This is a genomic window from Allokutzneria oryzae (assembly GCF_042429765.1).
Classification (GTDB): domain Bacteria; phylum Actinomycetota; class Actinomycetes; order Mycobacteriales; family Pseudonocardiaceae; genus Allokutzneria; species Allokutzneria oryzae.
In genome coordinates this window covers 42,059-66,354 of the sequence record NZ_JBHLZU010000012.1, presented here as the reverse complement: position 1 = coordinate 66,354, position 24,296 = coordinate 42,059, and the positions used below count along the sequence as shown (strand labels likewise).

At 72.3% G+C, this 24,296-nt stretch carries 21 protein-coding genes; 8 read left to right on the top strand and 13 right to left on the bottom strand.

The annotated features are described in order from the left end of the window. Positions 1-3 precede the first annotated feature (3 nt). From ACFFQA_RS15830 to ACFFQA_RS15815, 4 genes are all read left to right on the top strand, one after another. On the top strand, positions 4-387 hold the full coding sequence (locus ACFFQA_RS15830; protein ID WP_446681681.1) for a carboxymuconolactone decarboxylase family protein: 384 nt from the start codon (positions 4-6) through the stop codon (positions 385-387). Between the two features lie 54 nt (positions 388-441). Then, positions 442-2,772: a heavy metal translocating P-type ATPase gene (locus ACFFQA_RS15825; RefSeq protein WP_377852707.1), complete on the top strand. Its 2,331-nt coding sequence runs from the start codon at positions 442-444 to the stop codon at positions 2,770-2,772. A gap of 125 nt (positions 2,773-2,897) precedes the next feature. Beyond that, a complete protein-coding gene (locus ACFFQA_RS15820) occupies positions 2,898-3,110 on the top strand; it encodes a DUF1918 domain-containing protein (RefSeq protein ID WP_377852706.1) in 213 nt (70 codons plus the stop codon). A 42-nt stretch (positions 3,111-3,152) separates the two neighbouring features. After that, on the top strand, positions 3,153-4,490 hold the full coding sequence (locus ACFFQA_RS15815; RefSeq protein ID WP_377852705.1) for a nicotinate phosphoribosyltransferase: 1,338 nt from the start codon (positions 3,153-3,155) through the stop codon (positions 4,488-4,490). Between the two features lie 15 nt (positions 4,491-4,505). On the opposite strand, the gene ACFFQA_RS15810 is transcribed toward ACFFQA_RS15815, so the two are convergent. From ACFFQA_RS15810 to hypF, 6 genes are read right to left on the bottom strand one after another with little or no spacing between them, the layout of a single operon-like run. After that, positions 4,506-4,970 (bottom strand): hydrogenase maturation protease, encoded by a 465-nt coding sequence (locus ACFFQA_RS15810; RefSeq protein ID WP_377852704.1) that lies wholly within the window; start codon positions 4,968-4,970, stop codon positions 4,506-4,508. Continuing rightward, the gene (locus tag ACFFQA_RS15805; RefSeq protein WP_377852703.1) at positions 4,967-6,259 is read right to left on the bottom strand and encodes a Ni/Fe hydrogenase subunit alpha; all 1,293 of its coding nucleotides are present in this window, start codon (positions 6,257-6,259) and stop codon (positions 4,967-4,969) included. The genes ACFFQA_RS15810 and ACFFQA_RS15805 overlap by 4 nt, the downstream gene beginning before the upstream one ends. Positions 6,260-6,270: 11 nt before the next feature. Continuing rightward, on the bottom strand, positions 6,271-7,320 hold the full coding sequence (gene hypE, locus ACFFQA_RS15800) for a hydrogenase expression/formation protein HypE (protein WP_377852702.1): 1,050 nt from the start codon (positions 7,318-7,320) through the stop codon (positions 6,271-6,273). After that, complete coding sequence (gene hypD / locus ACFFQA_RS15795) at positions 7,317-8,426, bottom strand: hydrogenase formation protein HypD (protein WP_377852701.1); 1,110 nt, start codon at positions 8,424-8,426, stop codon at positions 7,317-7,319. The genes hypE and hypD overlap by 4 nt, the downstream gene beginning before the upstream one ends. Beyond that, complete coding sequence (locus ACFFQA_RS15790; RefSeq protein WP_377852805.1) at positions 8,423-8,845, bottom strand: HypC/HybG/HupF family hydrogenase formation chaperone; 423 nt, start codon at positions 8,843-8,845, stop codon at positions 8,423-8,425. Before ACFFQA_RS15790 ends, hypD begins: the two co-directional genes overlap by 4 nt. Before the next feature lie 5 nt (positions 8,846-8,850). Next, positions 8,851-11,184, bottom strand: a complete 2,334-nt coding sequence (gene hypF / locus ACFFQA_RS15785) for a carbamoyltransferase HypF (RefSeq protein ID WP_377852700.1) — start codon at positions 11,182-11,184, stop codon at positions 8,851-8,853. A 259-nt stretch (positions 11,185-11,443) separates the two neighbouring features. Here hypF and ACFFQA_RS15780 point away from each other — a divergent pair, with 259 nt between their 5' ends. Continuing rightward, a complete protein-coding gene (locus ACFFQA_RS15780) occupies positions 11,444-14,128 on the top strand; it encodes a cation-translocating P-type ATPase (RefSeq protein ID WP_377852699.1) in 2,685 nt (894 codons plus the stop codon). A gap of 324 nt (positions 14,129-14,452) precedes the next feature. Here ACFFQA_RS15780 and ACFFQA_RS15775 read toward each other — a convergent pair whose 3' ends face one another. The 7 genes from ACFFQA_RS15775 to ACFFQA_RS15745 all read right to left on the bottom strand — a co-directional run bounded on the left by ACFFQA_RS15775 (position 14,453) and on the right by ACFFQA_RS15745 (position 19,963). Continuing rightward, positions 14,453-15,232, bottom strand: a complete 780-nt coding sequence (locus ACFFQA_RS15775) for an NADH-quinone oxidoreductase subunit B family protein (protein ID WP_377852698.1) — start codon at positions 15,230-15,232, stop codon at positions 14,453-14,455. Next, complete coding sequence (locus ACFFQA_RS15770) at positions 15,232-16,068, bottom strand: FAD/NAD(P)-binding protein (RefSeq protein ID WP_377852697.1); 837 nt, start codon at positions 16,066-16,068, stop codon at positions 15,232-15,234. Before ACFFQA_RS15770 ends, ACFFQA_RS15775 begins: the two co-directional genes overlap by 1 nt. Beyond that, positions 16,058-16,477, bottom strand: coding sequence for a Crp/Fnr family transcriptional regulator (locus ACFFQA_RS15765; RefSeq protein ID WP_377852696.1), 420 nt, complete (start codon positions 16,475-16,477; stop codon positions 16,058-16,060). The genes ACFFQA_RS15770 and ACFFQA_RS15765 overlap by 11 nt, the downstream gene beginning before the upstream one ends. A 19-nt stretch (positions 16,478-16,496) precedes the next feature. Next, positions 16,497-17,639: a 4Fe-4S dicluster domain-containing protein gene (locus ACFFQA_RS15760; RefSeq protein WP_377852695.1), complete on the bottom strand. Its 1,143-nt coding sequence runs from the start codon at positions 17,637-17,639 to the stop codon at positions 16,497-16,499. An 18-nt stretch (positions 17,640-17,657) separates the two neighbouring features. Then, positions 17,658-18,650 (bottom strand): Acg family FMN-binding oxidoreductase, encoded by a 993-nt coding sequence (locus ACFFQA_RS15755; protein ID WP_377852694.1) that lies wholly within the window; start codon positions 18,648-18,650, stop codon positions 17,658-17,660. 5 nt (positions 18,651-18,655) lie between these two features. After that, entirely contained in the window at positions 18,656-18,907 is a 252-nt protein-coding gene (locus tag ACFFQA_RS15750) for an SHOCT domain-containing protein (RefSeq protein ID WP_377852693.1), read from the bottom strand. Between the two features lie 165 nt (positions 18,908-19,072). Further along, a complete protein-coding gene (locus ACFFQA_RS15745; protein WP_377852692.1) occupies positions 19,073-19,963 on the bottom strand; it encodes a universal stress protein in 891 nt (296 codons plus the stop codon). A gap of 532 nt (positions 19,964-20,495) precedes the next feature. Between ACFFQA_RS15745 and ACFFQA_RS15740 the strand changes: the two genes are divergently transcribed. The 3 genes from ACFFQA_RS15740 (at position 20,496) to ACFFQA_RS15730 (ending at position 24,280) form a co-directional block, all read left to right on the top strand. Further along, a complete protein-coding gene (locus ACFFQA_RS15740) occupies positions 20,496-21,110 on the top strand; it encodes a CBS domain-containing protein (protein ID WP_377852691.1) in 615 nt (204 codons plus the stop codon). Further along, entirely contained in the window at positions 21,107-23,755 is a 2,649-nt protein-coding gene (locus ACFFQA_RS15735; protein ID WP_377852690.1) for a bifunctional acetate--CoA ligase family protein/GNAT family N-acetyltransferase, read from the top strand. Before ACFFQA_RS15740 ends, ACFFQA_RS15735 begins: the two co-directional genes overlap by 4 nt. A gap of 72 nt (positions 23,756-23,827) precedes the next feature. Then, positions 23,828-24,280: a universal stress protein gene (locus ACFFQA_RS15730; RefSeq protein ID WP_377852689.1), complete on the top strand. Its 453-nt coding sequence runs from the start codon at positions 23,828-23,830 to the stop codon at positions 24,278-24,280. The last annotated feature ends 16 nt before the right edge of the window (positions 24,281-24,296 follow it).

Here is a 24,296-nt window from a genome sequence, read left to right as displayed (position 1 = left end):
GCAGTGGAACGGATCGGCTGGAAGGGGCGGATCGTGGACTGCGGCAGGACTGTGCGGGAAGAGCTGCGGGAGCCCACCCGGGCGCTGCGACAGGCGATTCCCGAGGTGTACCGCGGGTACGGCGCGCTGCACGACGCCGCGCTGGCGTCCGGGGCGCTGGACACGAAGACCAAGGAGTTGGTCGCGCTGGCGATCGCCGTGAGCAAGGAGTGCGACGGCTGCATCGCCGCCCACGCTCACGCGGCGGTCCAGGAGGGTGCGACGCCTCGGGAGGCGGCGGAGGCGATCGGGGTCGCCTTCCTCATGAACGGCGGGCCCGCCACGGTGTACGGAGCCAGGGCGTTCGCCGCGTTCGAACAGTTCCACGCCGAGCACGCCGACACATGAGCGGACCGGCAGGAGACTTGTCGCGCGGCGGCTTTTTCTTGAGGTGGCGCGGTCATGACTGAGCCGAGCAGGCGGCCTTCGGGCATCGCCGTCGTTCTCCTGGTGGCCACAACCAGCCTGTTGCTGGTGGGGGCGGCACTGTTCTGGGCGAAGTGGCCGGGAGCCGCCGTGGCCTGGGGTGTGGGCGGAGCGCTGGCCCTGGTGCCTGCCGTCTGGTGGGCCTGGGAGGACCTGCGTGCCGGGCGCTTCGGGGCCGATGTGCTCGCCGTTCTCGCGCTGGCGGGCACTCTCGCGGTTGGTGAGCATCTCGCCGCGGTGCTGGTCGGCGTGATGCTGGCTACCGGCAGGGCGTTGGACACCATGGCCCAGCGGCGGGCGCACCGTGATCTCAGCGCTCTGCTCGGCCGCGTTCCTCGCGAGGCGAACCTCCTCCACGACGGCCATGTGACAACCGTGCCGGTCGAGCGGGTGCGGCCGGGAGATCTGCTGGTGGTCCGCGCCGGGGAGATCGTGCCGGTCGACGGCATGCTCACCGGGGACGGCAGCTTCGACGAGTCGGCGTTGACCGGGGAACCGGCGGTTGTGGAGCGCGGGCGAGGTGAGCCCGTGCGCAGCGGTGTGCTCGCGGTGGGAACCCCGGTGGAGCTGGAGGCCACCCGCAGCGCGCGGGACAGCACCTACGCGGGTGTGGTCCGGCTGGTGGAACAGGCGACCGCTGCCGGCGCGCCCGTCGTGCGCCTCGCCGACCGGATCGCGGCGGTGTTCCTGCCGATGGCGCTGGCCATCGCCGCGCTGGCCTGGCTGCTGACCGGAGAGGTCGTGCGAGCGGTGGCGGTCCTGGTCACCGCGACGCCATGCCCCTTGCTGCTCGCCGTGCCGGTCGCGGTGACGGCGGGCATGTCCAGAGCCGCGCGCCGGGGAGTCGTCGTCCGTGACGGCGCCGCGCTGGAGTCGTTGGGCCGGGCCAGGACCGCCGTCCTCGACAAGACCGGCACGGTGACGGCCGGACAGCCATCGGTGATCGGTGTCGTCACCGTTGCCGGGGAGACAGTGGAGCACGTGCTGAGCGTCGCCGCCGCGGTGGAGCAGCTGTCCGGTCACCCGCTCGCCAGGGCGGTGGTGCTGGCGGCGAGGGCGATGGACCTGCGACCGCCGCCCGCGAGCGAGGTGAGCGAGCGGGCAGGGCGCGGCGCGGTCGGCCGGATCGGTGACCGGTGGGTCGCGGTCGGCCGGATCGACTCGGCCGAGCGCGAGCGGGAGCCCTGGATGCGGCGTGCGAGCGCCAGAGCGAGAGTGGAGGCCGCTTCGCTGATCTGGGTCACCGAGGACGACCGGCCGCTGGGCGCGGTGCTGGCCAGGGACGACATCCGGCCGGACGCGGCGCACACCATCCGCAGGCTGCGCCGGGCCGGGCTGCGGCGGGTGATCATGCTGACCGGGGACCGGCTGGAGAACGCGCAGGACGTCGCCACCGTGCTGCACCTGGACGAGATCCAGGCACGGTGCGCTCCCGAGGACAAGGTGCGGCGGGTGGGCCAGGAGCAGGCACGAGCGACCACGATCATGGTCGGTGACGGGCTCAACGACGCGCCCGCCCTGGCCGCCGCGGGGGTGGGCGTCGCACTGGGCGCGCGGGGATCGGCGGCCTCGGCGCAGGCGGCAGACGCGGTGCTCACGGCTGATCGGCTGGATGGGCTGGCCGATGTCGTGGAGCTGGCCCGCAGAGCGCGTCGCATCGCGGTGCAGAGCGCGGTGACCGGGGTGGCGCTGTCGCTGGCCGCGATGGGGTTCGCCGCGGCAGGGCTGCTGCCGCCGGCGGCGGGAGCCCTCGTCCAGGAGGCGATCGACCTCGCGGTGATCGTCAACGCGTTGCGGGTGCTGGTGCCCGCGCGGACCGAGCGGAGCCGGTCGCGGGCGGTGGACGCGCTGCTGCGGCGTTTCGCCGCCGAGCACCCCGCGCTGGCCGAGGTCCGGCTCGCGGTGCGACAGGCCGCCGACCTGGTGCGCGGCGGCTACACCCCGGCCGCCGAAGCCGCGACTCGGCGCGCCCACCGCCTCCTCGTCGAGCGGCTGCTGCCGCACGAACACGCCGAGGAGACTCAGCTCTACCCCGCGCTGAACCCCGTGCTCGGCGGCCCGGAGAGCACCGCGACGATGAGCCGGGGGCACGCGGAGATCGAGCGCTTGGTGCACCGCATCGGACGGCTGGTCGAGGAACCGGGCGACCAGGGCGGTGAGCTCTGCGCCGCGCTGTACGGCCTGGACGCGGTGCTCACCCTGCACTTCGCCCAAGAGGAAGAGGGTTACTTCGTGCTTGCCCAGCCGAGCAGGAACACGGAACCAGGTGGCACCTCCGGTCACGGTGATCGCCCCTCGCCGGGGTGACGCCGTTGGCGGGGGTCTCACAGGGCACAAGGTCTCCTGCTGGGGAACCCTTCGATCCTGGTGGTCCCGTGTCCTCGCCCGGAAGGTGGTATCGGGTCAAGCGTCCGCACCGAGGAAGGAGTGCGATGAAGGCACAGGTCGGTGACTGGATCATCGTCGAGGGCAACCGGCTCGGCGAACCCCGCAGGGAAGGCGAGGTCGTGGAGGTGCCGCACGCCGACGGCTCGCCGCCTTACCGCGTGCGCTGGACCGACTCGGACCGCACCACTCTGGTGTTCCCCGGTCCTGACGCGCGGGTCCAGCACGGCGGCGCGTACACGCGACCGACCAGCGGCTGAGGATTCGGTCGCAGAACGGAATCTCCTTGGGGGAGGGCGAGTGTGTCGGGGCTGGAGACGGACCTCTACGAGATCAGGATGGCGGTCAGCTATCTGCGCAACGGAATGACCGCGGACGCGACCTTCAGCCTGTTCGCGCGGGCGTTGCCGCCGCACCGCGGGTTCCTGGTGTGCGCGGGACTGGCCGACTGCCTCGGCTTCTTGGAGTCCTTCCGGTTCACGCCGGACGAACTGGACTACCTCCGCTCGGCCCTCGGGCTCGGTGCCGCGGACCTGGGTGCGCTGGGTGAGCTCAGGTTCACCGGTGACGTGTGGGCCGTCCCGGAGGGGCGGGTGGTGTTCGCGGATGAGCCCCTGCTGGAGGTCACCGCTCCGGTCGCGCAGGCGCAGCTGGTGGAGACGGCCCTGCTCAACCGGGTCACCTTCCAGACCTGTGTGGCCACCAAGGCGGCGCGGTGCCTGCTCGCCGCGCCGGGCGCGGAGCTCGTGGACTTCGCCGCCCGGCGCACGCACGGGTGGGACGCGGCGGTGGCCGTCGCCAGGGCCTGCGCCATCGGTGGCTTCACCGGGACCAGCAACGTCGCCGCCGCGCGGCGGCACGGACTGCGGCCGGTCGGGACGATGGCGCACTCCTACGTCCAGGCGTTCCCAGCGGAACGCGCCGCGTTCGTCGCGTTCGCCCGCGACTTCCCCGAGGCGACGGTGTTCCTCGTGGACACCTACGACACGCCGGCCGGTGTCCGCTCCGCGATCGCGGTCGCACGTGAGCTCGGATTGGACACCGCGTTCGGGGTACGGCTGGATTCCGGGAATCTCGGCCAGCTGGCACTGCGGGCACGGGACCTGCTGGATGAGGCCGGGTTGCCCTCGGCGCGCATTGTGGCCAGCGGGGCGCTGGACGAGTACGCGCTCGCGGAGCTCACCAGGACCGGCGCGCCCATCGACGTCTACGGCGTGGGGACCAAGGTCGGCGTGTCCGCCGACGCCCCGTCGCTGGACAGCGTCTACAAGCTCGTCGAGTACGACGGGCGGCCGGTCATGAAGCTCTCCCCGGGCAAGGTGACGGCGCCCGGGGCCAAGCAGGTGTTCCGGACGCTGGACGCCAAGCTCGACGCGGAGCCGGATCTGCTCGCGCTGCGCGGAGAACCGCCACCACCCGGGCGGGAGGCGCTGATGGTGCACGTGCTGCGAGCGGGCAGGCGGGTGGACGCGCCCGAGCCGGTGGCCAGGACGCACCGGCGGCTGGTCCGCGACCTCTGGCGGCTGCCGGAGACCGCACGCCGCGTGCGAGACCCCGTCCCGGTCGACGTGCACCGCACACCGGCCCTGCGCGAGCTCACCGATCGCGTGCGGCGCACCGCGCCAAGAGGCGGCACCTGAGCCAGAGCTCCGGGTTCACAGCGGGGTGCGGTCGGTCGCGCCCAGTTCGCGCAGCACCGCCTCGACCAGCTTCGGAACCGCCGCGGCGACCTCGGGGCACAGCCCGACGCCGAAGTCCACCGCAGCCGCCTCCACGCTGTAGACCACGAGCGTGCGTGGCATCCGGTCCAGGACGCGGGCCAGCTCGACCGCCTCCGGGATGCCCAGCCCGTGCGAGCTCGGCGAGCCGTGCGCGGTGGGCAGCCGATCAATGGTCGTGCGGTGCACGTGGCCGGGCATCGGTGGTTCGCACAGCGACGCGTCGACCAGCACCGCCAGATCCAGTCCCTGCCACGCCTCCAGCAGCCGCACCGGGTCGCCGTCGGTGACCACGAGCCGCACCGTCGCCCCGACCCGATCGGCGAGTGCGGCGACGACGGCGGGACCGACGCCGTCGTCGCGGCGGAACTCGTTGCCGACCGCGATCACCCCGGCGCTCATCGCCCCGTGACCCGGAGCCGCAGGAAGTGCGCCGAGCAGGAGATGCACGGGTCGTGGTTGCGGATCGCCCTCTCGCACAGTGCGGTCAGCGGTTCGTCGGCCAGGTCGAGGTTGGCTTGGACGAGCCGGACCAGGTCCTCCTCGATGGCGTCCTGGTTCTGCGCGGTGGGCGGCACGATGACCGCGCTGCGCACCAGACCGGCGGAGTCCAGCTCGTAGCGGTGGTAGAGCAGGCCGCGCGGAGCTTCGGTGGCGCCGTGCCCCACCGCCGCACGCGGTGGGACTGGCACCGCCGGGTGCGGCGGCGGGTCGTACGCGGTGATGAGGCGCAGCGCCTCCTCGATCGCGTAGATCGTTTCCACGGAGCGCACCACGATGCTCTTGAACGGGTTGCGGCACTCCGGTCCCAGCCCGGCGTCGTCGGCGACCTGACTGGCGACGGGGGAGAGCAGGGTCGAGTTGAGCGCATACCGTGCCAGTGGGCCGACGAGGTACCGGCTGCCGTCCAACCGCGCGTGCAGCGCCGTGGAGTGCGGTACCTGGTGCTCGACCACGTGCTCGGCGAACTCGGCGACCGGCACGTCGAGGCCGGTGCTGGACCGCAACCGCCCGCGCTCGATCGGGTAGCGGCCGGGGTCGTGCAGCGCCAGCAGCGGACAGTCCAGTTCGAGGTCGGGGAACTCGAACCCGGCCACCCAGGTCGCGGTGGCCACCGCGAGGTCCAGCGCACGCCGCAGCCGCTCGGCGACCGGTGCCAGCTCGGAGCGGGCAGGCACCCGGTGGAACCCGCCCAGCCGCGGGTTGACCGGGTGGATGGCGCGCCCGCCCAGCAGGGCCATCAGCTCGTTGCCCGCCTGTTTGAGGGCCAGGCCCCGCTCCACCACGTCCCGGTGGTCCTTGGCCAGCGCGATGGCGTCCGGGTAGCCGAGGAAGTCCGGGACGTGCAGCAGGTAGATGTGCAGGGCGTGGCTGGAGATCCACTCGCCGCAGTACAGCAGCCGCCGCAGGTCCGCGAGCGCGCCGCCGACCTCGACCCCGCACGCGGACTCGACGGCCTGGCAGGCCGACAGCTGGTAGGCCACCGGGCAGATCCCGCAGATCCGCGAGGTGACGTCCGGTGGTTCGGTGTGGGCGCGCCCCCGCAGGAACGCCTCGAAGAACCGGGGTGGCTCGTAGATCCGCAGGTCGGCCCGCTCGACACGTCCATTGTGGACGGTGATGTCGAGTGCGCCCTCGCCCTCGACCCTGGCCAGCGCGCCCACCAGCAGGGAACGGCTGCGATGCGTCACGGTCACCTCCGTCAGCAGATGCGGGGCAGTTGCTCGCCGATCACCATGTCCACGACGCGGGTGGAACCGACCAGGGTGCGGGCGGTGACGCGGCCGGGCGCTCCTTCGAGCACCCGCCCGATCGCCAGGGCCTGCGCTCCCTCGGGCCGGGCGCGCATGGCGGCCAGGACGGCATCGGCGGCCTCGGGCGCGACCAATGCCACCAAGCACCCCTCGTTGGCCACGTGCAACGGGTCCAGGCCGAGCAGCTCGCAGATGGCGGCGACCGGCTCCGGCACCGGCACGCCGGGCTCGTCGATCTCGACGGCCACCCCCGACGCCGCGGCCAGCTCGTTGAGCGCGCTCGCCAGGCCCCCTCGGGTCGGATCGCGCAACGCGTGCACGGCCGCGCCGCCCACAGTGATCATCGCGGCGACCAGGTCGTGCAGCGGCTGGCTGTCGGAGCGGATCTCGGTGTCGAAGCCCAGCCCCTCACGGGCGGTGAGGACGGCGGTGCCGTGGGAGCCGATCGGCCCGGACAACAGGACGACGTCCCCCGGCTTGCCCGCCGCGGCCGACGGCCGTGCGCCCGGCAACCGCAGCCCGACGCCCGTGGTGGTCAGGTACAGCCCGTCGGCGGCCCCGCGCCCCACGACCTTGGTGTCCCCGGTGACCACCGGGACGCCCGCCGCCCGCGCGGCAATGGCCACGGACTCGGTGACGGCCCGCAGCTCGGCCAGCGGCAGTCCTTCCTCCAGCACGTAGGCGAGGCTCAGCGCGATCGGTCGGGCACCGCGCATCGCCACGTCGTTCACCGTGCCGTGCACCGCGAGCGAGCCGATGTCGCCGCCCGGGAAGAAGCGCGGACTGACCACGAAGCTGTCCGTGCTGAAGACCAGCTCGGTGCCCGCGGCGTCGAGCACGGCGGCGTCCTCAAGCGGACCGGGCACGTCGAACGCCGGGATGATCACCTCGGTGAGCAGTTCGGCCATCAGCTGCCCTCCCGACCCGTGGCCGAGCAGCACGCGTTCGTTCTCGGCCAACGGCACCGGGCAGGTGGCGGCGAGTGGGTCAACGGTCATCGTTCCTCCACTGTGGACAGCGGTCGGCGGCCGGCGTTGTGGAACGCCGCGCAGGTGCCCTCGCTGGACACCATCGGGGCGCCCAACGGCCGCCTCGGTGTGCACGCGCCGCCGTAGGCCGCGCAGTCGGTGGGCAGGCGCGTTCCGCGCAGGATCTCGCCCGCGATGCACTCGGGGTGTTCTGCGGTGGCGGTGGGGCCGATGGCGAACCGGCGCTCCGCGTCGAAGGCGTGGTACTCCGGGGACAGGGCGAGCCCGCTGGCCGGGATCGGGCCGATGCCGCGCCAGGTGCGCGGGGTGACCTCGAAGACCTGCCGCACGGCGGCCTGTGCGGCGAGGTTGCCGGAGCGGCGCACCGCACGGATGTACTGGTTGGTGACCTCGGCGCGGCCGTCCTCCAGTTGGCGCACCGCCATCAGGATGCCTTCCAGCAGGTCCAGCGGTTCGAAGCCGGTGACCACGATCGGCACCCGGTAGCGGGCGGCGATCGGCTCGTACTCGGTCCAGCCCATCACCGCGCACACGTGCCCCGCTGCCAGGAACGCCTGCACCTGGTTGTCCGGGGCGTCGAGGATCGCGGTGATCGCCGGGGGCACGAGCACGTGGCTGACCAGCACGCTGAAGTTCCCCAGCCCGGTGCGGGCGGCGTGCAGCACCGCCATGGCGTTGGCCGGAGCGGTGGTCTCGAACCCCACGGCGAAGAACACGACCTGCCGATCGGGGTTGTGCTCGGCCAGCCGCACCGCCTCCAGCGGCGTGTAGACGACCCGGACGTCGCCGCCGCGCGCCTTGACCTGGAGCAGGTCCGAGGAGCTCCCCGGAACGCGCAGCATGTCGCCGTAGCTGGTGAAGATCACCTCGGGTCGGGCGGCGAGGGAGACCGCGGCGTCCACGGTCTCCAGCGGTGTCACGCACACCGGGCACCCGGGCCCGTGGATCATGCGGATGCCCGGGGGCAGCAGCTCGTCGATGCCCTGCCGCACGATGGTGTGGGTCTGGCCGCCGCAGACCTCCATGATCGTCCACGGGCGGGTCGCGGTGGCGGCCAGCTCGGCCAGCAGCCGCCGGGCCAGGTCGGGGTCGCGGTACTCGTCGAGGTACCTCATGTCGGTTCCAGGCCGAGGGTCTGTTTCAGGGGTCTCGTTCGATGAGAGCCGGGATCGAGGTCGTTCCTGGCTAGACGACGGGAAGACCGCGTACCGGTGTTGTACGTGGGCTTTTCGTCGGCGCCGCCAGGGGCGGGCTCGGCCCGGCTGTCGCGAACACGGACCTCTGAAACAGGCCCTAGCTCGGTCGCCATCGCCTCGGGCATGGCTCGGATGACCGCCAGCGTCCGCGCGGCCTCCTCCCTGTCCACGCGGCTGATCGCGAAACCGACGTGCACGATGACGTAGTCACCGACAGCGGCCTCCGGCGTGTAGTCCAGGCAGACGGGGCGGCGCACGCCGTCGAAGTCCACGGTGCCCATGCGCAGGCCCTCGTCCTGGGCGAGGTCCACGAGTCGGCCGGGGATGCCGAGGCACATCGGTCTCACCCGGCCAGCCTGGCGGCGGCGATGACCGCCTGCCCGTAGCTGATCCCGCCGTCGTTCATCGGTACCTCCTGCCCGATGTGGGTCGTCATGCCGAGATCGGCCAGCCCCGCCAGCAGGTCGGTGACCATCAGCCGGTTCTGGAACACCCCGCCCCCGAGGCACACCGTGCGGACGCCGGTGCTGCGCGCGGCCCGCTCCACCATCGCCAGCGTCGCCTCGGCGACGGCGCGGTGGAATCGGGCGGCGACCGGGCCGACCGGGCTGTCCTGGGCGGAGGTCAACAAGGCCCGCAGCGTGGGCGCGGTGTCGAAGACGGTGAGCCCGTCGCGTTCAGCGAGTCGCCAGGGCAGGGCGGCGAGGCCGTGGTGGGGACGGGCCGCGGCCTCCAGCAGGACCGCGGCCTCGCCTTCGTAGCTGGCGTCGTCGCACAGCCCGAGGAACGCGGCCGCGGCGTCGAAAAGCCTGCCCACGCTGGAGGCACGTGGACAGTTCAGCCCGACCTTGACCATGCGGCGGATCACGGCGACCTCGTGCGCGGGCATCCGTTCCAGCAGAGGGCCCGCGAGCGCGGTGTCGATGCCGCCACCCGCGCCGAGGGTCTCCGCCCCGAACAGGTACCCCAGCGCGGTGCGGGCGGGGCGCCGGATCGCTGATGCCCCACCCGGTAGCGGCGCCAGCGCGATCCGCCCCAACCGCGAAAAGCCCTGGTAGTCCGCCAGCAGCAGCTCACCGCCCCAGAACGTGCCGTCCTCGCCCATGCCGAGCCCGTCGTAGGCCAGTCCCAGGAAGGGCTCGTCCACACCGTGCTCGGCGGCGGTCGCCGCGACGTGCGCGTGGTGGTGCTGCACGGCCATCCTGGCGCGCTCCGGAAACCGCATGGCGTACTGGCTGGACAGGTAACCCGGATGCAGGTCGTACGCGTAGAGCGCCGGTTCGACGTCGGCCCAACGGCACAGCTGCCCGATGGTGTCCTCGAACGCGGTCAGGGTGTCGTGGTCGGAGAGGTCACCGGTGTGCGGTCCGATGACGGCGTGCCCGCCGACGGCCAAGGTCGTGGTGTGCTTGAGCTGTGCGCCGACCGCGAGCACCGGCAGGGGCGCCGCGTGCGGCAGCGGCAGCGGGGCCGGCGCGTACCCCCTGGCGCGGCGGATCGTCGTCGAGCGGCCCGCGACGACCCGCAACACCGAGTCGTCGTAGCGGGACCGGATCGGGCGGTCGTGCGCCAGCAGGCCGTCCGTGAGGGGGCCGAGCACGCGCAGGGCCGTGGCGTCGTCGATGATGATCGGCTCGCCCGCGCGGTTGCCGCTGGTGACCACGAGCGGGCGGTCCAGCTCGGCGAGCAGCAGGTGGTGCAGTGGGCTGTAGGGCAGGAACAGGCCCAGCTCGGCGACCTCCGGGGCGACTCCGGGCGCCAGGACGCCCGCGTCGGTCCGGCCGAGCAGCACGATCGGTCCCGCGGCCGAGGTCAGCAGGCGTTCCGCCGCATCGCCCACATCGTCCACATCGGACAGAGAACGCGCCGCGCCCAGGTCGTTGACCATCACCGCTAGCGGCTTGCTCGGCCGGTGCTTGCCCACCCGCACCCGCCGCACGGCGTCCTCGACCGTGGCGTCGCAGATCAGCTGGTAGCCACCGATGCCCTTGACCGCGACGACTCCGCCGTCCGCGATGGTCAGCACCGCTTGCCGAAGCGCGTCCTCGGCCACCGCGGTGGCGTGTGGAGATCCACGCGCGTGCCAGCTCAGGCGCGGACCGCAGACCGGACAGGCGATCGGTTCGGCGTGGAAGCGACGGTTCGCCGGGTCGAGGTACTCCGCCCGGCACTCCGGGCACAGCGGGAACCTGCGCATCACCGTGCGCTCGCGGTCATACGGGAGGTCCTCGACGATCGTGGCGCGGGGGCCGCACGCGGTGCAGTTGAGGAACGGGTACCTGTACCGGCGATCCTCAGGATCGAACAGCTCGCGCACGCAAGCGGGGCAGGTGGCGAGATCCGGCGGGAGCTCCCGGGGAGCGTGCTGACCGCTCTCCGAGGTGCTTCGGGTGACGGTGAAGCCGGTGCTCACCCCGACAGGGCCAGTCGGTTCGGTCACCACGATCCGCTCGATCCGGGCGTGCGGCGGAGCGTGCTCGGCCAGGTGCCGCAGGAAGTCCTGCACGGTGTTCTTGCGACTCTGGGCGTGGATCACCACGTGCCCGCCGACGTTGCTGACGTCTCCGCGTACGCCGAGCGCGGTGGCCAGCCGGTACACGAACGGCCGGAACCCGACGCCCTGCACGGTGCCGTGGACCTCGATGCGGGCCGTGTGCTGCTCTGTCGCCGGTGCCATCGCGAGAACCCCCCTGCTCGAATCGGGTCGTGTCCAGGGGCACGCCTGGGATCAGTGTCTCCGGAGTCGGCGGAGGTCCCCAGGGACGAAGTTCAGCTCGGGACCGGGACTTTCGGCGGTGCCCGGGGGCAGCCGCACCGGCGGGGGAGGGCAGGACAGCCTCGATATGAAGGACCTCATTCCCTGGCAGGGCTCACAACCGACCGCGACGCTCGGGGCAGGCACCGCCGGTCGCCGGTGTCGCCGGCAGGAGGTTGTCGTGACAGTGAGCGGAACCGTGGAGAGCGCCGATCCCCGGGGACCCGTGGCAACCCTGTTGAGAGACCTGCGCTCCGGCGCGGAGGGCCTGTCCGTCAGGGAGGCGCAGCGGCGGCTGCACGTGCACGGTCCGAACGAGCTGCCGCGGCGCGGCACCCGGCGTTGGTGGAAAGAGCTGGTCCGCCAGTTCACCCACCCGTTGGCGTTGTTGCTGTGGGCCGCCGCCGTGCTCGCGGTGGTCTCCGGTGCCACGCCGCTCTCCATCGCGATCCTGGTGGTGATCGTGCTCAACGCCGTACTGGCCTTCGTGCAGGAACGGCACGCCGAGCACGCGGTCGAGGCGCTCGGGCAGTACCTGCCGCAACGGGCATGGGTGATCCGCGGCGGCCACCGGCACCAGGTCCCGGCCAGGGAGCTGGTCCGCGGCGACGTGCTGCTGATCGACGAAGGGGATCGGATCTCGGCCGACGCGCGACTGCTGAGCGGGAGCATCGAGGTCGACATGTCCGCGCTGACGGGCGAGTCCGTGTCGGTCCCGCGCGGCGCTGACTTCGTGGACGACGCCAGCCGTGCGCTCGACTCGCCCGTGCTGGTGTTCAGCGGCACGGTGTGCACAGCCGGGTCGGCGCGGGCGGTTGTGCACTCCACGGGAGCGCGCACGGAGATCGGGCGCATCGCGGCACTTTCCGAGCGGGTCCACGTCGACGAGAGTCCGCTGGAACGCCAGGTCCGCCGGGTCGCATGGCTGATCGCGGCGGTGGCTGTGGCCGCAGGTGTTGCGTTCCTGCCGCTGGGACTGGTCGCCGGGCTCACACTCTCCACGGCGTTCGTGTTCGCCATCGGTCTGCTGGTGGCCAACGTGCCCGAGGGGCTGCTGCCCACGATCACCCTCGCGCTCGCCGTCGGGGTCCGCTCGATGGCCAAGCGCGGCGCGGTGGTCAAACGCCTGTCGGCGGTGGAGACCCTCGGAGCGACAACGGTGATCTGCACGGACAAGACCGGCACGCTGACGGCGAACTCCATGCGCGTCGTGACCGTCCGGTCCGGTCTGGGGCTGTGCAGTACCGAGTCCCCGGCAGAGCATGCGTTGGTCGCCGCGGTGGTGCGGTGCAGCACCGCGGACCTCGCCGGGGAGGCTGTGGGGGACCCGACCGAGCTGGCGCTGCTCGCCCACGCGCGAAACGCCGGAACCGACCTCGACACCGAGACGCGGGACCGGGAACGCCTTGCGCTCTACCGCTTCGACCCCCGGCTGAAAAGGATGTCCACAGTGGACTCCGTGGGTGGAGTGGTCCGCGTGCACGTCAAGGGCGCGCCCGAGGAGGTGCTGCCCAGGTGCGTGACCACCCTGGACGAGGCGGGCACCGAAGTGCCTCTGAGCGAGCACGAGCGTGCCTCGGCGGAGCGCGTGGTCGAGGAGATGACCGCGCGCGGGCTCCGCGTGCTGGCGGTTGCCCACCGGGTGTGGACCCGCGGCACCCCGCAGGACCGGGAGCAGGCGGAACGCGACTTGTGCCTGCTCGGTGTGGTCGGCCTGCTCGATCCGCCACGCCCCGAGGTGGCGGCCGCGGTCAAGGCGTGCCACGAGGCCGGTGTCACGGTGCACGTGGTGACCGGCGACAACGGGCGCACGGCCGCGGAGATCGCGAGGCAGGTGGGCATTCGCGTCGCCCGGGTGATCGACGGCGAGGAGCTGGACGCGCTGCCGGACCGGGAGCTCGACCGGTTGCTGGGCGGGGACGCGGAGATCGTGTTCTCGCGGGCCGCCCCGGAAGCCAAGCTGCGCATCGCGGACGCCTTGCGCCACAACGGTGAAGTCGTGGCGATGACCGGAGACGGGGTCAACGACGCCCCGGCGCTGAGACGAGCCGACATCGGTGTCGCCATGGGCGTCAGCGGCACGGACGTCGCAAGGGAAGCGGCAACGGTGGTGCTCACCGACGACAACTTCGCCACCATCGTCGCCGGGGTGCGGGAAGGCCGCCGGGTCTTCGACAACGTGCGCAAGTTCGTGCTCTACATCTTCGCCCACGCTGTGCCCGAGGTCGTTCCGTTCCTGCTGTTCGCGCTGTCCGGCGGTGTGATCCCGTTGCCGCTGACCGTGTTGCAGATCCTGGCCATCGACCTGGGGACCGAGACCCTGCCCGCCCTCGCACTGGGCAGAGAGCCGGCCGAGCCGGGACTGATGACACGGTCACCGCGCTCGCGAACCGAAGGGGTGATCACCAAAAGACTGCTGTGGCGGGCCTGGGCCGTGATGGGCGGGGTCTCGGCCCTGCTCGTGCTGGTGCCCTTCTTCGCGGTGCTGCTGAACGCGGGATGGCGGCCCGGCGCGCCGGTGGGGGAGGGCAGCGAGCTGCACCACGCCTACCTGCAAGCCACCACCGCCACGTTCGTGGGCATCGTGGTCTGCCAGCTGGGCACCGCCTTCGCCGCGCGCACCGAACGCGCTTCGCTCTGGTCGGTGGGTCTGACAAGCAACCGGCTGCTGCTGGCCGGGATCGCGTTCGAAGTGGCGTTCACCGCCGCACTCGTCTACCTCCCGCCCCTGCAGCAGGTGTTCGGGACCGCGGCGCTCCCGTTGTGGGTCCTGCTCCTCATGGTGCCCTTCCCCCTCATCGTGTGGGGCGTGGACGAACTGTCGAGATGGCGGTTGCGCCACAAGAGGAACGCCGGACCCTCCTAGCGGCCTGCCCCGCCGCCCCTCGACCCTCGCCTCTCGCCCCGCCCCCTCACCCCGCCCCCTCACCCCGCCCCCTCACCCCGCCCCGAGCTCCGTACCCCCTCACCCCTCACCCCGCCCCCAGCTCCGTACCCCGTACGCGCGTGGGCGCGTGTGCGCGTGGCCTGGCTTGGCGTGGTCGGGGTTTTCGCGTTTTTCCACCTTGATGCGCAAAAGAGCGCTCTCATTTCGCATTTAGGTGGAAAAACGCGAACTGGGGGGCACGCGGGTGAAGGCGTCAGGAGGTGGTGAGGTGGTGGGGTGGTGTTGTCACGTGCGGGACACGGCCTAGCGGCGCGGTGGGTCGCTGGCTGCGGCGCCTTCGCTGAAGCCGGGCGCGGCGGCGTTGAACGTGTGGAAGGCGCGCTCGATCGCTGCCTCGTCGAGGCCGCACGCCCGCAGCTGTGCGGTCAGCGCGGGGATGTTGGGGGTGGCCATGGGGCCGAAGCAGCCGAAGCAGCCACGGTGGTAGGCCGGGCACAGCGCACCGCACCCGGCGTGCGTGACCGGTCCCAGGCACGGGATGCCGTCAGCGACCATCACGCAGGTCAGACCGCGACGTTTGCACTCGGTGCAGACGCTGGTGTCCGGCAGGTCCGGCTTGCGGCCGACGAGGAACGCGGAGAGCACCTCCAGCAGCTGGCGCCGGTCGATCGGGCAGCCCCGCAGCTCGTAGTCCACGGGCACGTGCGCGGAGATCGGTGTCGACGTGGCCAGGGACTCGACGTGCCCCGGGCTCGCGTAGACCAGCGAGCGGAACTCCGCCACATCGGCGAAGTTGCGCAGCGCCTGGATGCCCCCGGCCGTGGCGCAGGCGCCGATGACGACCAGGACACGCGACTGCTCGCGGATCCATCGGATGCGGTGTTCCTCCTCGGCGGTGGTGATCGAGCCCTCCACGAGGGACACGTCGTACGGTCCGGGCAGGGTGCGGCTGGAGGCCTCCAGGAAGTGCGCGATCCGGACCTGACCCGCCAGCGCGAGCAGCTCGTCCTCGCAGTCCAGCAGCGTCAGCTGGCATCCGTCGCAGGAGGTGAACTTCCAGACCGCCAGGGTTGGTGGGCGCATCACAACTCCCGGGTGGTGAGCAGGTCGGCTGCGGTCGCGTAGTCGACGATCGGTCCGTCGCGGCAGACCAGCAGCGGCCCGAGCTGACAGTGCCCGCACAGGCCGATGCCGCATTTCATGGTGCGTTCCAGGGATATCCGGATGTGCGCGGCGGGAAGTCCTTGCCGCAGAAGGACGTTCGCGGAGAACCGCATCATCGGTTCGGGGCCGCACAGGAACGCGGTGGTGCGCCGCGGGTCGAGCCGCAGCCCCGCGAGGGGTTCGGTGACGAACCCGACGCGGCCCGTCCAGCCCTCGGCCGGCTGGTCCACGGTGAGCTCGACCTCCAGGTCGTCCCGCGCGCGCCAGGCGCGGAGCTGGTCGCTGAACAGGAACTCCCGCGGAGCGCGGGCACCGGCGACCAGGGTGACCCTCCCGTACCGTCGCCGATGGGCCACTGCTTCCAACAGCACCGGCCGCAGTGGTGCCAGCCCGATGCCGCCGGCGACGACCAGCAGGTCGTGTCCGGCCGAGGACTCCAGGTCCCACGTGGTGCCGAACGGGCCGCGGACCCCGAGCACCGTGCCGGGCCGTGCGTCGTGCAGCGCCCGGCTGACCGCGCCGACATCGCGGATGGTCTGCGTCAGCGAGCCGGTCGCGGAGGAGGGATCGCCGCTGATGGAGATCGGCACCTCCCCGACGCCGTGCGCGTAGAGCATGGTGAACTGGCCAGGGCGGAACCGAGGGAGCGGCTCGCGCACCGCCTCCAGCCGCAGGGACACCGAGTCGTGTGTCTCCACCCGCCGGTCGGCGACCCGGTACGGGGTCGGCAGCATGGGCTCGCGGTCAGGACTCACGGGCGCTCCGGTACAGGTCGAGCAGCCGGGCGCGGGTCGTCTGCAACCGATCCAGCAGGCCCCCGAACAGCCGCAGCGCCAGCGGGTAGCCGAAAGCGGGATCGTTCTCGGCCAGCGCCCGAAGGCGGTCGGTGTCCAGGGCGATCGCCGACGTCGGCGCGGTCGCCGTCGCGCCGAAGTACCAGCGGTACGGCGGAACCAGCCAGGACCAGCCGAGCACGTCGCCCGCCCCAAGGGTCTGCACGAGCACCTCTCCTCTGCCGGGAAAGGTGACATCGAGCGCCACGCACCCGTCCAGCACCAGCCAACACCCGCGCGCGGGCTGCCCCTCCTCGAACAGGCGGTCCCCCGGGGCGAAGTCCACCTCGCTCGCGGTGGTGGCCAGCAGCGCCACCTGAGCCGGGGACATCCCCGACAGCATCGGAAAGTCAGCCAGCCGCGCGGGGAGGGACATCGCCCCTGCTCCCTTCGGCGTCCTCGGCGAGCCGGGCGGCCTCCTCGGTGATGTCGATACCGACCGGACACCAGGCGATGCAGCGGCCACAGCCGACGCAGCCGGAGGTGCCGAACTGGTCGTACCAGGTGCTGAGCTTGTGGCTCATCCACTGCCGGTACCTGCCGGCCCCGGTTCCGCGCACGCTTCCACCGTGGAGCTGGGAGAAGTCCAGCTCGAAGCACGAGGACCAGCGCTGCCACCGCTCGGCGTGCTCGCCGGTGAGGTCGGTGACGTCCTCAGTGGTGGTGCAGAAGCAGGTGGGGCACACCATGGTGCAGTTGGCACAGGTCAGACAGCGACTGGCGACCTCCTCCCAGCGCGGGGACTCGCGGGAGCGCCGCAGCAGGTCTCGGAGGTCGACCTCCGGCATCTGCCGTCCCATGCGCCCCGCGGCCGACTCGACCTCCGCCCGGGCCGCGTCGACCTCCTCCCCGGTGGCCTCACGCCGCTGGACCCGGCTCAGAACGCGCGCCCCCTCCTCGGAGCCGACCTCGACCAGGAAGCGGTGCCCGTCTGGGCCGAGCTGCTCGGTGAGGGCGAGGTCGTAACCCGCTCCGACGGACGGTCCGGTCCCCATGGAGGCGCAGAAGCAGACACCGCCGGGCTCAGTGCAGTTGACAGCCACGACGAACGCGCCACCACGGCGACGGGCGTAGGACGGATCGGGGTGCGCGCCGCCGGTCAGCACGGTGTCGAGGACTCCGATGGCGGCCAGGTCGCAGCCTCGTACGCCCAGGAACGCGTAGCGGGGCCGGGCATCGGCCTCCGCCGAGTACGTGCCGTCCGGCCGGGTCGACCACAGCCGCTGCCGGGACGGGTGCAGGAACTGCTTCCACGACTGGGGGCCGGCGGAATGGGAGAACACCGCGCCGTCCGCACGCGGGCGCAGCCGGTAGCGGCCCGGTGCCACGTCCACACCCCACCCGGCCGGGAGCTGGCCCGGAGAGTCGAGCTCGGCGAGCACGATCGCACTGTCGCGCACGGTCGGGCCCACGACCAGGTAGCCATCGGAGATCAGCGCCCGGACCAAGGAGTCGAGTCCGTCACGTTCGATCACCACGGATGTTCCGGTCATCCCGCACCTCACCCCCGGTCAGTCCGGGAAGTGGCCGAGGACGTCGTCGACGGCTCTGCGGTGGGTGGCGGGAACCGGCTTGTTGCCCACCGGTGCCCACCCGACCCGCAGCACCAGCTGAGGGAACGCGGCGCCGTCCAGAAGCCGGTCGCGGAGGAAGTCCCTGGTACTGCTGACCTCCAGCGGCTGGCTGAGCGGGCACGTCGCGAGCCGGATCTCGGTCGCCGCCAGCAACACCGCGCTGACCGCTTCCCCCGCGCGCAGCCGCGACATCCGATCGTCGGAGGACGTCGCCAGGACCAGCAGCTCGCTGGCGTCCTTCTCCCAGCCCCGTGGTGGCTGCGCGAGCGCTCCCGGGGGGAAGGCGCGCATCGCGATGTCATCGTGCCAGGCTTGCTGGGCGGGGATGTTCCCCGTGGGCACGCCTTCCTCGGAGCTGGAGTCGCGACCGGCCCATGCCGCCAACTCGCTGACATACGCGGGGACGGCGTGCTGCTGCTGCGCCGCCTCGATGATCGCCGAGGTCAGCCGGTACCTGTCGTCCGGGTCGGTGGCCGGGATGAGGATGGCGCCCTGCTCGGCGGCGCGCGCGGCCAAGGCGCACAGCAGGTCGTCCGGCACCTGCCACGAGCTGAACCGCCTGCGGTCGGTGCGGCGGTGCGGAATGGCCGCCGCCAAGGCGATGTCCTCGGGCGTCGCCGCGCGGGGACGGCACTCCACCGCGGCGAGGTGGTTCGCTTCGGCGGGGTTGGGCAACCGGTGCACGTCGGTGGCCCACCCGGCGGCGGCGAAGGCGACGCGCAGGTGGTGCAGTGCGGCACCGCAGCTGACCACCAGGTCGCGGCCATCGGGATCGGTGGCGGGCAGAAGGCGACCGGGGTCGGCGAACAGGTGCACCGAACTGTCGCCGGTCACCCACCGCCAAGGCTGTGAGTTGTGGATCGACGGGGCGCGAACCGCCAGCGCGACCGCGGCGCGGACGGTCTCCTCGTCGGGGAGGCTGTGTCGCATTCCCATCATCTCCTGGTGCCGAGCACGGCCAGCCGACTCCGGTACTCCTCGTTGTCGATCTCACCTCGGGCCAACCGGTCGGCGAGGATCCGCTCCGCGTCGCGTTGCCAGGGCGGAGCGAACCGCGGATGACGCAGCACCAGCAGGACGACGGTGATCAAACCGCCCCAGAACACCACCATCGACACGATCACGAGCAGGAAGTCGACCCAGTTCCACCCGGAGCCGTCCCCGCCGGGTCCGTACCACCAAGGCATCACGGCGCACCTCCACGCATCCCTCGTCGGCGTCTCCCTCCTTCCACCGTCGCGCCGTCTCGATCGGACGCGGAGAGCCGAAAGGCCCTTCCACGGCTGCCAAAGTCCCACTTCTGGCGGTGTGAACCCGCCGGTTGGCCTGATCTTCGTTGGTGGGCAACAGGTTCAGGCGACGGCGAAGGGGGTGAGCGCGACCGGGCAACCGACATGCCCGATGAGCCGTTCTGCCAAGGGCTCGACACCGCGACATGGCGCGGAGCGGTGGACCCGGCCGAGGACGAGTGCCTTCGCTCCCACGCTCGCGCGGGCCAGTGCCTGGCTCGGCGAGCCGTGGAAGACCGCGCGGCGAACCGGGACTGCGGGGTTGGTGTGCTCCCAGTGCTCCAGGACGTGCTTGAGGTCGCCGTATTCCGGCGGGAAGGGCGTGAGCCGCACCTCCAGGGTCCGTTCGTCGATGTAGGAGTCAGGTTCGGCGTTGGCGACGGCGTGCACCGCGGCCACTGGCGACTCGTGCGCCCGGGCCTCGTCGAAACCGAGCCGGAGCACGGCGGTGGTGGCCCGGGACGGGGCGATGCCCAGTACCACGTGTCCGGGAAACGGCCCGTCGCCCGGCGGGGCGGGCGGTGGAACCACCACGACCGTGCTCTCGGCCTGGTTGAGCACCCGGCTGGTTGTCGAGCCCAGCCAGCGCGCGGTGAGGCGGTTCCTGCTGCGGACACCCACCACGAGCATGTCGTCGGGGCCGACGCACTCGGACAGGGCCGCGCCCGGCGGTCCCTCCAGGAGCTCCGCGCGCACCCGGTGGTCCGGCGGCAGCGAATCGGTCGCCCGCCGCAGAGCCGAGGCGGTCACCTGCTCGGCCGCCGCCGACGGCCTCGCGCCGAGGGACACGATCGGCATCACGGTCCCCGACGGCGCTGTCGCCTCGCGCGGAGCCTGCCAGCAGTGCCGGATGTCGAGCACCGCGTTGTGCGTTCGCGCTTCCTCCACGGCAACCGCCAGCGCGCGCCAACCCGAGGGCTGACCGTCCACTCCGACCACCACACGACCGACCACCGCGCCCTCCCATCAGCGAGTGCCCCCACGGTGGTGTCCGCGAGAGCACGACGGAAGCGTCCGGGGACCCGTCGGGACAGGGACTTTCGGCTCGGCGACGGGAGAACTCGGGCTCTCGTGGTCCAAGCCTGATCGGGGTGTCCTTGAAAGGACCCAGCCGTGACTTGAGCGAGGGACAGGGGCTTGATGAGGGCGAACGTGCTCACCAAGTTCTTCACCTGCCGTGGTGAGGGCTTGTGGACCGGGCGGACGGGCCTGTTGAGCACGGGGCTGGATCCCGGTGCGCACACCGTCGAGACGGCAGCGCGAGGAAGACGATGAGCGATCGGCAGCGCCCCGCGCCTCGTCGTGGTCATCCATTGTGGACGGACGAGGTCTCCGTCGTCGGTGTGGGTTCGCCTGCTGGCGTTTCTCACCACCCTTTTCGCGGCCCTGCTCACCCCGGGCCCGCCCTCGGCATGTGGCCGTACGCCGTTCCCGTGCTCGTTCTGCTGCTCGTCACCCTGTGGCGGTCAGCCGAGAAGGAGGAGCCATGAGAGCCCGCGACATCATGACCAGTCCCGTGATCTGCGTGCGGCCGGAGACGCCGGTGCGGGAGGCCGCGTCGGTGCTGACCAAGAACCGTTTCGCGGCCCTGCCGGTTGTCGACGAGGACTCTCGGCTGGTGGGCATCGTCGCCGAGGCCGACCTGATCCGGGACCGCATTCCCACCGATCCCCGAGCGCACATCTGGCGGGCCGATGGCGACAACGTCGAGAAGGAGGCGCCGCCGGGAACGGTCGGTGAGGTGATGACGAAGACGGTGACGGTGATGACGCCGAGCGCCGACGTGGCCGACATCGCCGAGCGCATGGTGGAGCGCCACGTCCGCAGCGTGCCGATCGTCGACGGCCCCCGGCTGGTGGGCATCGTCAGCAGACAGGACGTGCTCCGGACGATGGTGCGCACCAACGACGCGGTGGCTGCCGACGTCCGCCAGCGGTTGTGCGCCTACGCCGGCAGCTGGCGGTCGTGGGAGGTGGAAGCTGCCGACGGTGTGGTGACCGTCCGCGGTGAGCTGCCCGACGACGACGCCAAGCGCGTGGTGGTCGCCTTGGCCCAGTCTGTGCCCGGTGTCAACAGGGTCCACATCCAGGAGAGACCGTGACAGCGACACGGGCGCTGCTGACCGACGGCAGGACCGTGCTGCTGCGCGCGGTGCGCGAAGCCGACCTCCCCGCGATCCGCGCGCTGCACGAGAACCTGCCGGAGCAGGACAGGTACTTCAGGTTCTTCTCGATGGCGCACACGGTCATCGAGCACTACGTGCGGCGCCTCGCCCACGAGGCGGACGCGCGGTTCGGCGCTCTGGGGGCCTGGCTGGACGAGGAGGTCATCGGGGTGGCCAGCTACCAGACGCTCGCCGATCCCGAGCACGCCGACATCGCGGTGGTCGTCGCGCACTCCGAGCAGGCGCACGGCGTCGGGACACTGCTGCTGGAGCACCTGGGCTCGCTGGCCAGGCGGCGCGGTGTGCGCTATCTGCACGCCGATCTGCTCACGGTGAACGCCCGGATGGTGCGCGTGCTCACCGACTGCGGGCTGCCGGCGGAGATGGTGCGGGACGGGAGCACGATGACGGTGACCCTGCGCCTGGCTCCGGACGAGTCCTACCAGGAGGCGGTGCGCGTCCGCGAGATGGTCGCTGACCGGGCGAGCCTGCGCTCGGTGCTGGAGCCGACGTCGGTGGCGGTCGTCGGCGCGGGTCGCTCACCGGGCTCGGTCGGACACGCGGTTCTGCGCAACCTGGTCGAAGGCGGGTTCCGTGGCACGGTGTGGCCGGTCAACCCCAAGGCGGACACCGTCGCCGGTCTGCGGTGTTACCCGGACGTCGGGGTGTTGCCGGAGGTTCCGGAGCTGGCGGTGGTCTGCGTGCCCGCCGCGGCGGTCCCGGCCGTCGCCGAGGAGTGCGGGCGTCGCGGGGTCAGGGCGCTGGTCGTGGTGACCGCGGGCATCACCGAGCAGCCGGAGCTGGCCGATGCCCTCCGCACGGCGGTGGTGCGGCACGGTATGCGGCTGGTCGGTCCGAACTGCCTCGGCGTGGTCAACACCGACCCCGCCGTCGGGTTGCACGCCGGGTTCGCCCGGCCGCCGGACCCGGCCGGCGACATCGGTGTGGTGACCCAGTCCGGTGGAGTCGGGATCGCGCTGCTGGACCGCCTGCGACAGCTGGGGCTCGGGGTGTCGACGATGGTCTCCACCGGCGACAAGTACGACATCAGCGGCAACGACATGCTGATGTGGTGGGGACAGGACGAGCGCACCCGGCTCGCCGTGCTCTACCTGGAGTCCTTCGGCAACCCCCGCAAGTTCTCCCGGCTGGCCCGGCACCTCGCCGCGACCAGACCGGTGCTGGCCGTGCGCGCGGGCACCTCGGAGACCGCCCGCAGGGCCGCCGCGTCGCACACCGCCGCCGCGGCCACCCCCGCCGTGACCCGGGACGCGGTCTTCGCCCAGGCCGGAGTGGTCGCCGTGGACGACCTCGACGAGCTCGTCGAGGTCATGGCGCTGCTCCACGCGCAGCCGGTGCCGTCGGGGCGCGAGGTGGCCGTGGTGAGCAACGCCGGGGGCGTCGGAGTCCTCGCCGCCGACGCCTGCGCCCGGGAGTCCCTCGTCCTGCCGGAGCTGTCCGAGGCCACGACGGCCGGCCTGCGCGCCCTGTTGCCCGCCCACGCGGGGCTGGGCAACCCCGTCGACACCACGGCTGCCCCCGATGCCGCGACGTTCGCCGAGTCCGTTCGCCTCGTGCTGACCGATCCGGCGGTGCACGCGATGGTCGCGATCAGCGTGCCCACCGCGCTCGGTGACACGGGGCAGCGGGTCGGCGACCTGGCGGAGCTGGCAGCCGAACTGGCGAAGCCGCTGGTCCTGGTGCGCCCCGAGCAGCAGGCGCGGGTGGAGCTGGTCACGGTGGGAACCCGCAGGCTGCCCAGCTACTCGGACCCCTCCGCCGCCGCGCGGGCGCTGAGCGCCGCCCTGAGCCACAGGCGGTCGAGCTCCCGCGACGCCGGTGTGGTTCCGGACCTGCCGGGGATCGATGTGGAGGCGGCACGAGCGGTCCTCGCCGCCTACCCGGACGGTGGCTGGCTGACGCCGGAGCACCTCCGCGCGGTTCTGGAGGCGTTCGGGGTGCCGCTCGTGCCCTCGGTGCTCGCCACGACGGCAGAGCAGGTCGTAGCGGCACAACGGTCTTTCGACCAGCCAGTGGCGCTGAAGGCGGTCGCGGAGGGGGTCCTGCACAAGAGCGAGGCCGGGGGTGTGCTCCTGAACGTCTCGCCGTCGGAAGCCCGAGCCTGTGCCGAGCAGCTGTGGCGGCGGTTCGGCGACGCTCTCCGCGCTGTCGAGGTGCAGCCCATGGCCGAACCCGGGACCGAGCTGCTGATCGGTGTGACCTCCGACGAGCGGTTCGGTCCGCTCGTGGCCTGCGGCCTCGGGGGTGTTGTCACGGAAGTGTTGGCGGATAGGGCATTCCGGCTCGTCCCACTGTCCACAACGGACGCGGTGGAGATGGTGGAGTCGCTGCGGGCGGCTCCGCTGCTGCACGGGTACCGGGGAACCCCGCCCGCGGACGTGGCCGCCGTGCACGACGTGCTGCTGCGGGTGGCCCGGCTCGCCGAACTGCTGCCGGAGGTCGCCGAGCTGGACCTCAACCCCGTTCTGGCGGGCCCCAAGGGGTGCGTGGCGGTGGACGCGCGCATCCGGGTGGTGCCCCGGCAGGAAGCCGACCCGTGGCTGCGCCGGTTGCGGCTGTGACTTCCCGCGTCGAGCGGACCCCGCGCACATCACCGGCTGGACCCGGAACGGCCGCAACGGAGAGGAGAGGCCATGAGCCGCAATGAGGTCGTCGTCGGGGTCGACGAGAGCGAGTCGGGCCACAACGCCCTCGTCTGGGCGCTGGAGGAAGCCGTCCTCCGCGGCTCCACGGTGCTGGCGGTCAACGTCTGGAGCCACGAGCCGATGTCGGACTTCGCCTTCACCTCACTCGGCGCGGTCCGCCAGGCCTCGGAGATGCTGCTCGACAAGGCCCTTGCCCGTGCGCGCGAGCAGGTTCCGACCGCGGTCGGCGTGCGGACCTGGAGCGTCTCCGGCTCGCCGTCCACGCGGTTGCTCGAAGCGGCCGAGGACGCGGCGCTGCTGGTGGTCGGCTCGCACCGGGGCGGGCTGCTGCGCGAGATGGTGCTCGGTTCGTGCAGCGCGGCCTGTGTGCGGCACGCGACCGTGCCCGTGGTGGTCATCCCACCGCCCAACCGCGTCCGGCGACACCACTCCGTGGGCTAGCGACCGATCACCCCCA

Bases quoted from the DNA above. Each gene is read 5' to 3' on its own strand.
- ACFFQA_RS15825 (WP_377852707.1), top strand. From the start codon at position 442: ATGACTGAGCCGAGCAGGCGGCCTTCGGGCATCGCCGTCGTTCTCCTG.
- ACFFQA_RS15820 (WP_377852706.1), top strand. From the start codon at position 2,898: ATGAAGGCACAGGTCGGTGACTGGATCATCGTCGAGGGCAACCGGCTC.
- ACFFQA_RS15810 (WP_377852704.1), bottom strand. From the start codon at position 4,970: ATGAGCGCCGGGGTGATCGCGGTCGGCAACGAGTTCCGCCGCGACGAC.
- hypE (WP_377852702.1), bottom strand. From the start codon at position 7,320: ATGACCGTTGACCCACTCGCCGCCACCTGCCCGGTGCCGTTGGCCGAG.
- hypD (WP_377852701.1), bottom strand. From the start codon at position 8,426: ATGAGGTACCTCGACGAGTACCGCGACCCCGACCTGGCCCGGCGGCTG.
- ACFFQA_RS15790 (WP_377852805.1), bottom strand. From the start codon at position 8,845: ATGTGCCTCGGCATCCCCGGCCGACTCGTGGACCTCGCCCAGGACGAG.
- hypF (WP_377852700.1), bottom strand. From the start codon at position 11,184: ATGGCACCGGCGACAGAGCAGCACACGGCCCGCATCGAGGTCCACGGC.
- ACFFQA_RS15775 (WP_377852698.1), bottom strand. From the start codon at position 15,232: ATGCGCCCACCAACCCTGGCGGTCTGGAAGTTCACCTCCTGCGACGGA.
- ACFFQA_RS15765 (WP_377852696.1), bottom strand. From the start codon at position 16,477: ATGTCCCCGGCTCAGGTGGCGCTGCTGGCCACCACCGCGAGCGAGGTG.
- ACFFQA_RS15760 (WP_377852695.1), bottom strand. From the start codon at position 17,639: ATGACCGGAACATCCGTGGTGATCGAACGTGACGGACTCGACTCCTTG.
- ACFFQA_RS15755 (WP_377852694.1), bottom strand. From the start codon at position 18,650: ATGCGACACAGCCTCCCCGACGAGGAGACCGTCCGCGCCGCGGTCGCG.
- ACFFQA_RS15750 (WP_377852693.1), bottom strand. From the start codon at position 18,907: ATGCCTTGGTGGTACGGACCCGGCGGGGACGGCTCCGGGTGGAACTGG.
- ACFFQA_RS15740 (WP_377852691.1), top strand. From the start codon at position 20,496: ATGAGAGCCCGCGACATCATGACCAGTCCCGTGATCTGCGTGCGGCCG.
- ACFFQA_RS15730 (WP_377852689.1), top strand. From the start codon at position 23,828: ATGAGCCGCAATGAGGTCGTCGTCGGGGTCGACGAGAGCGAGTCGGGC.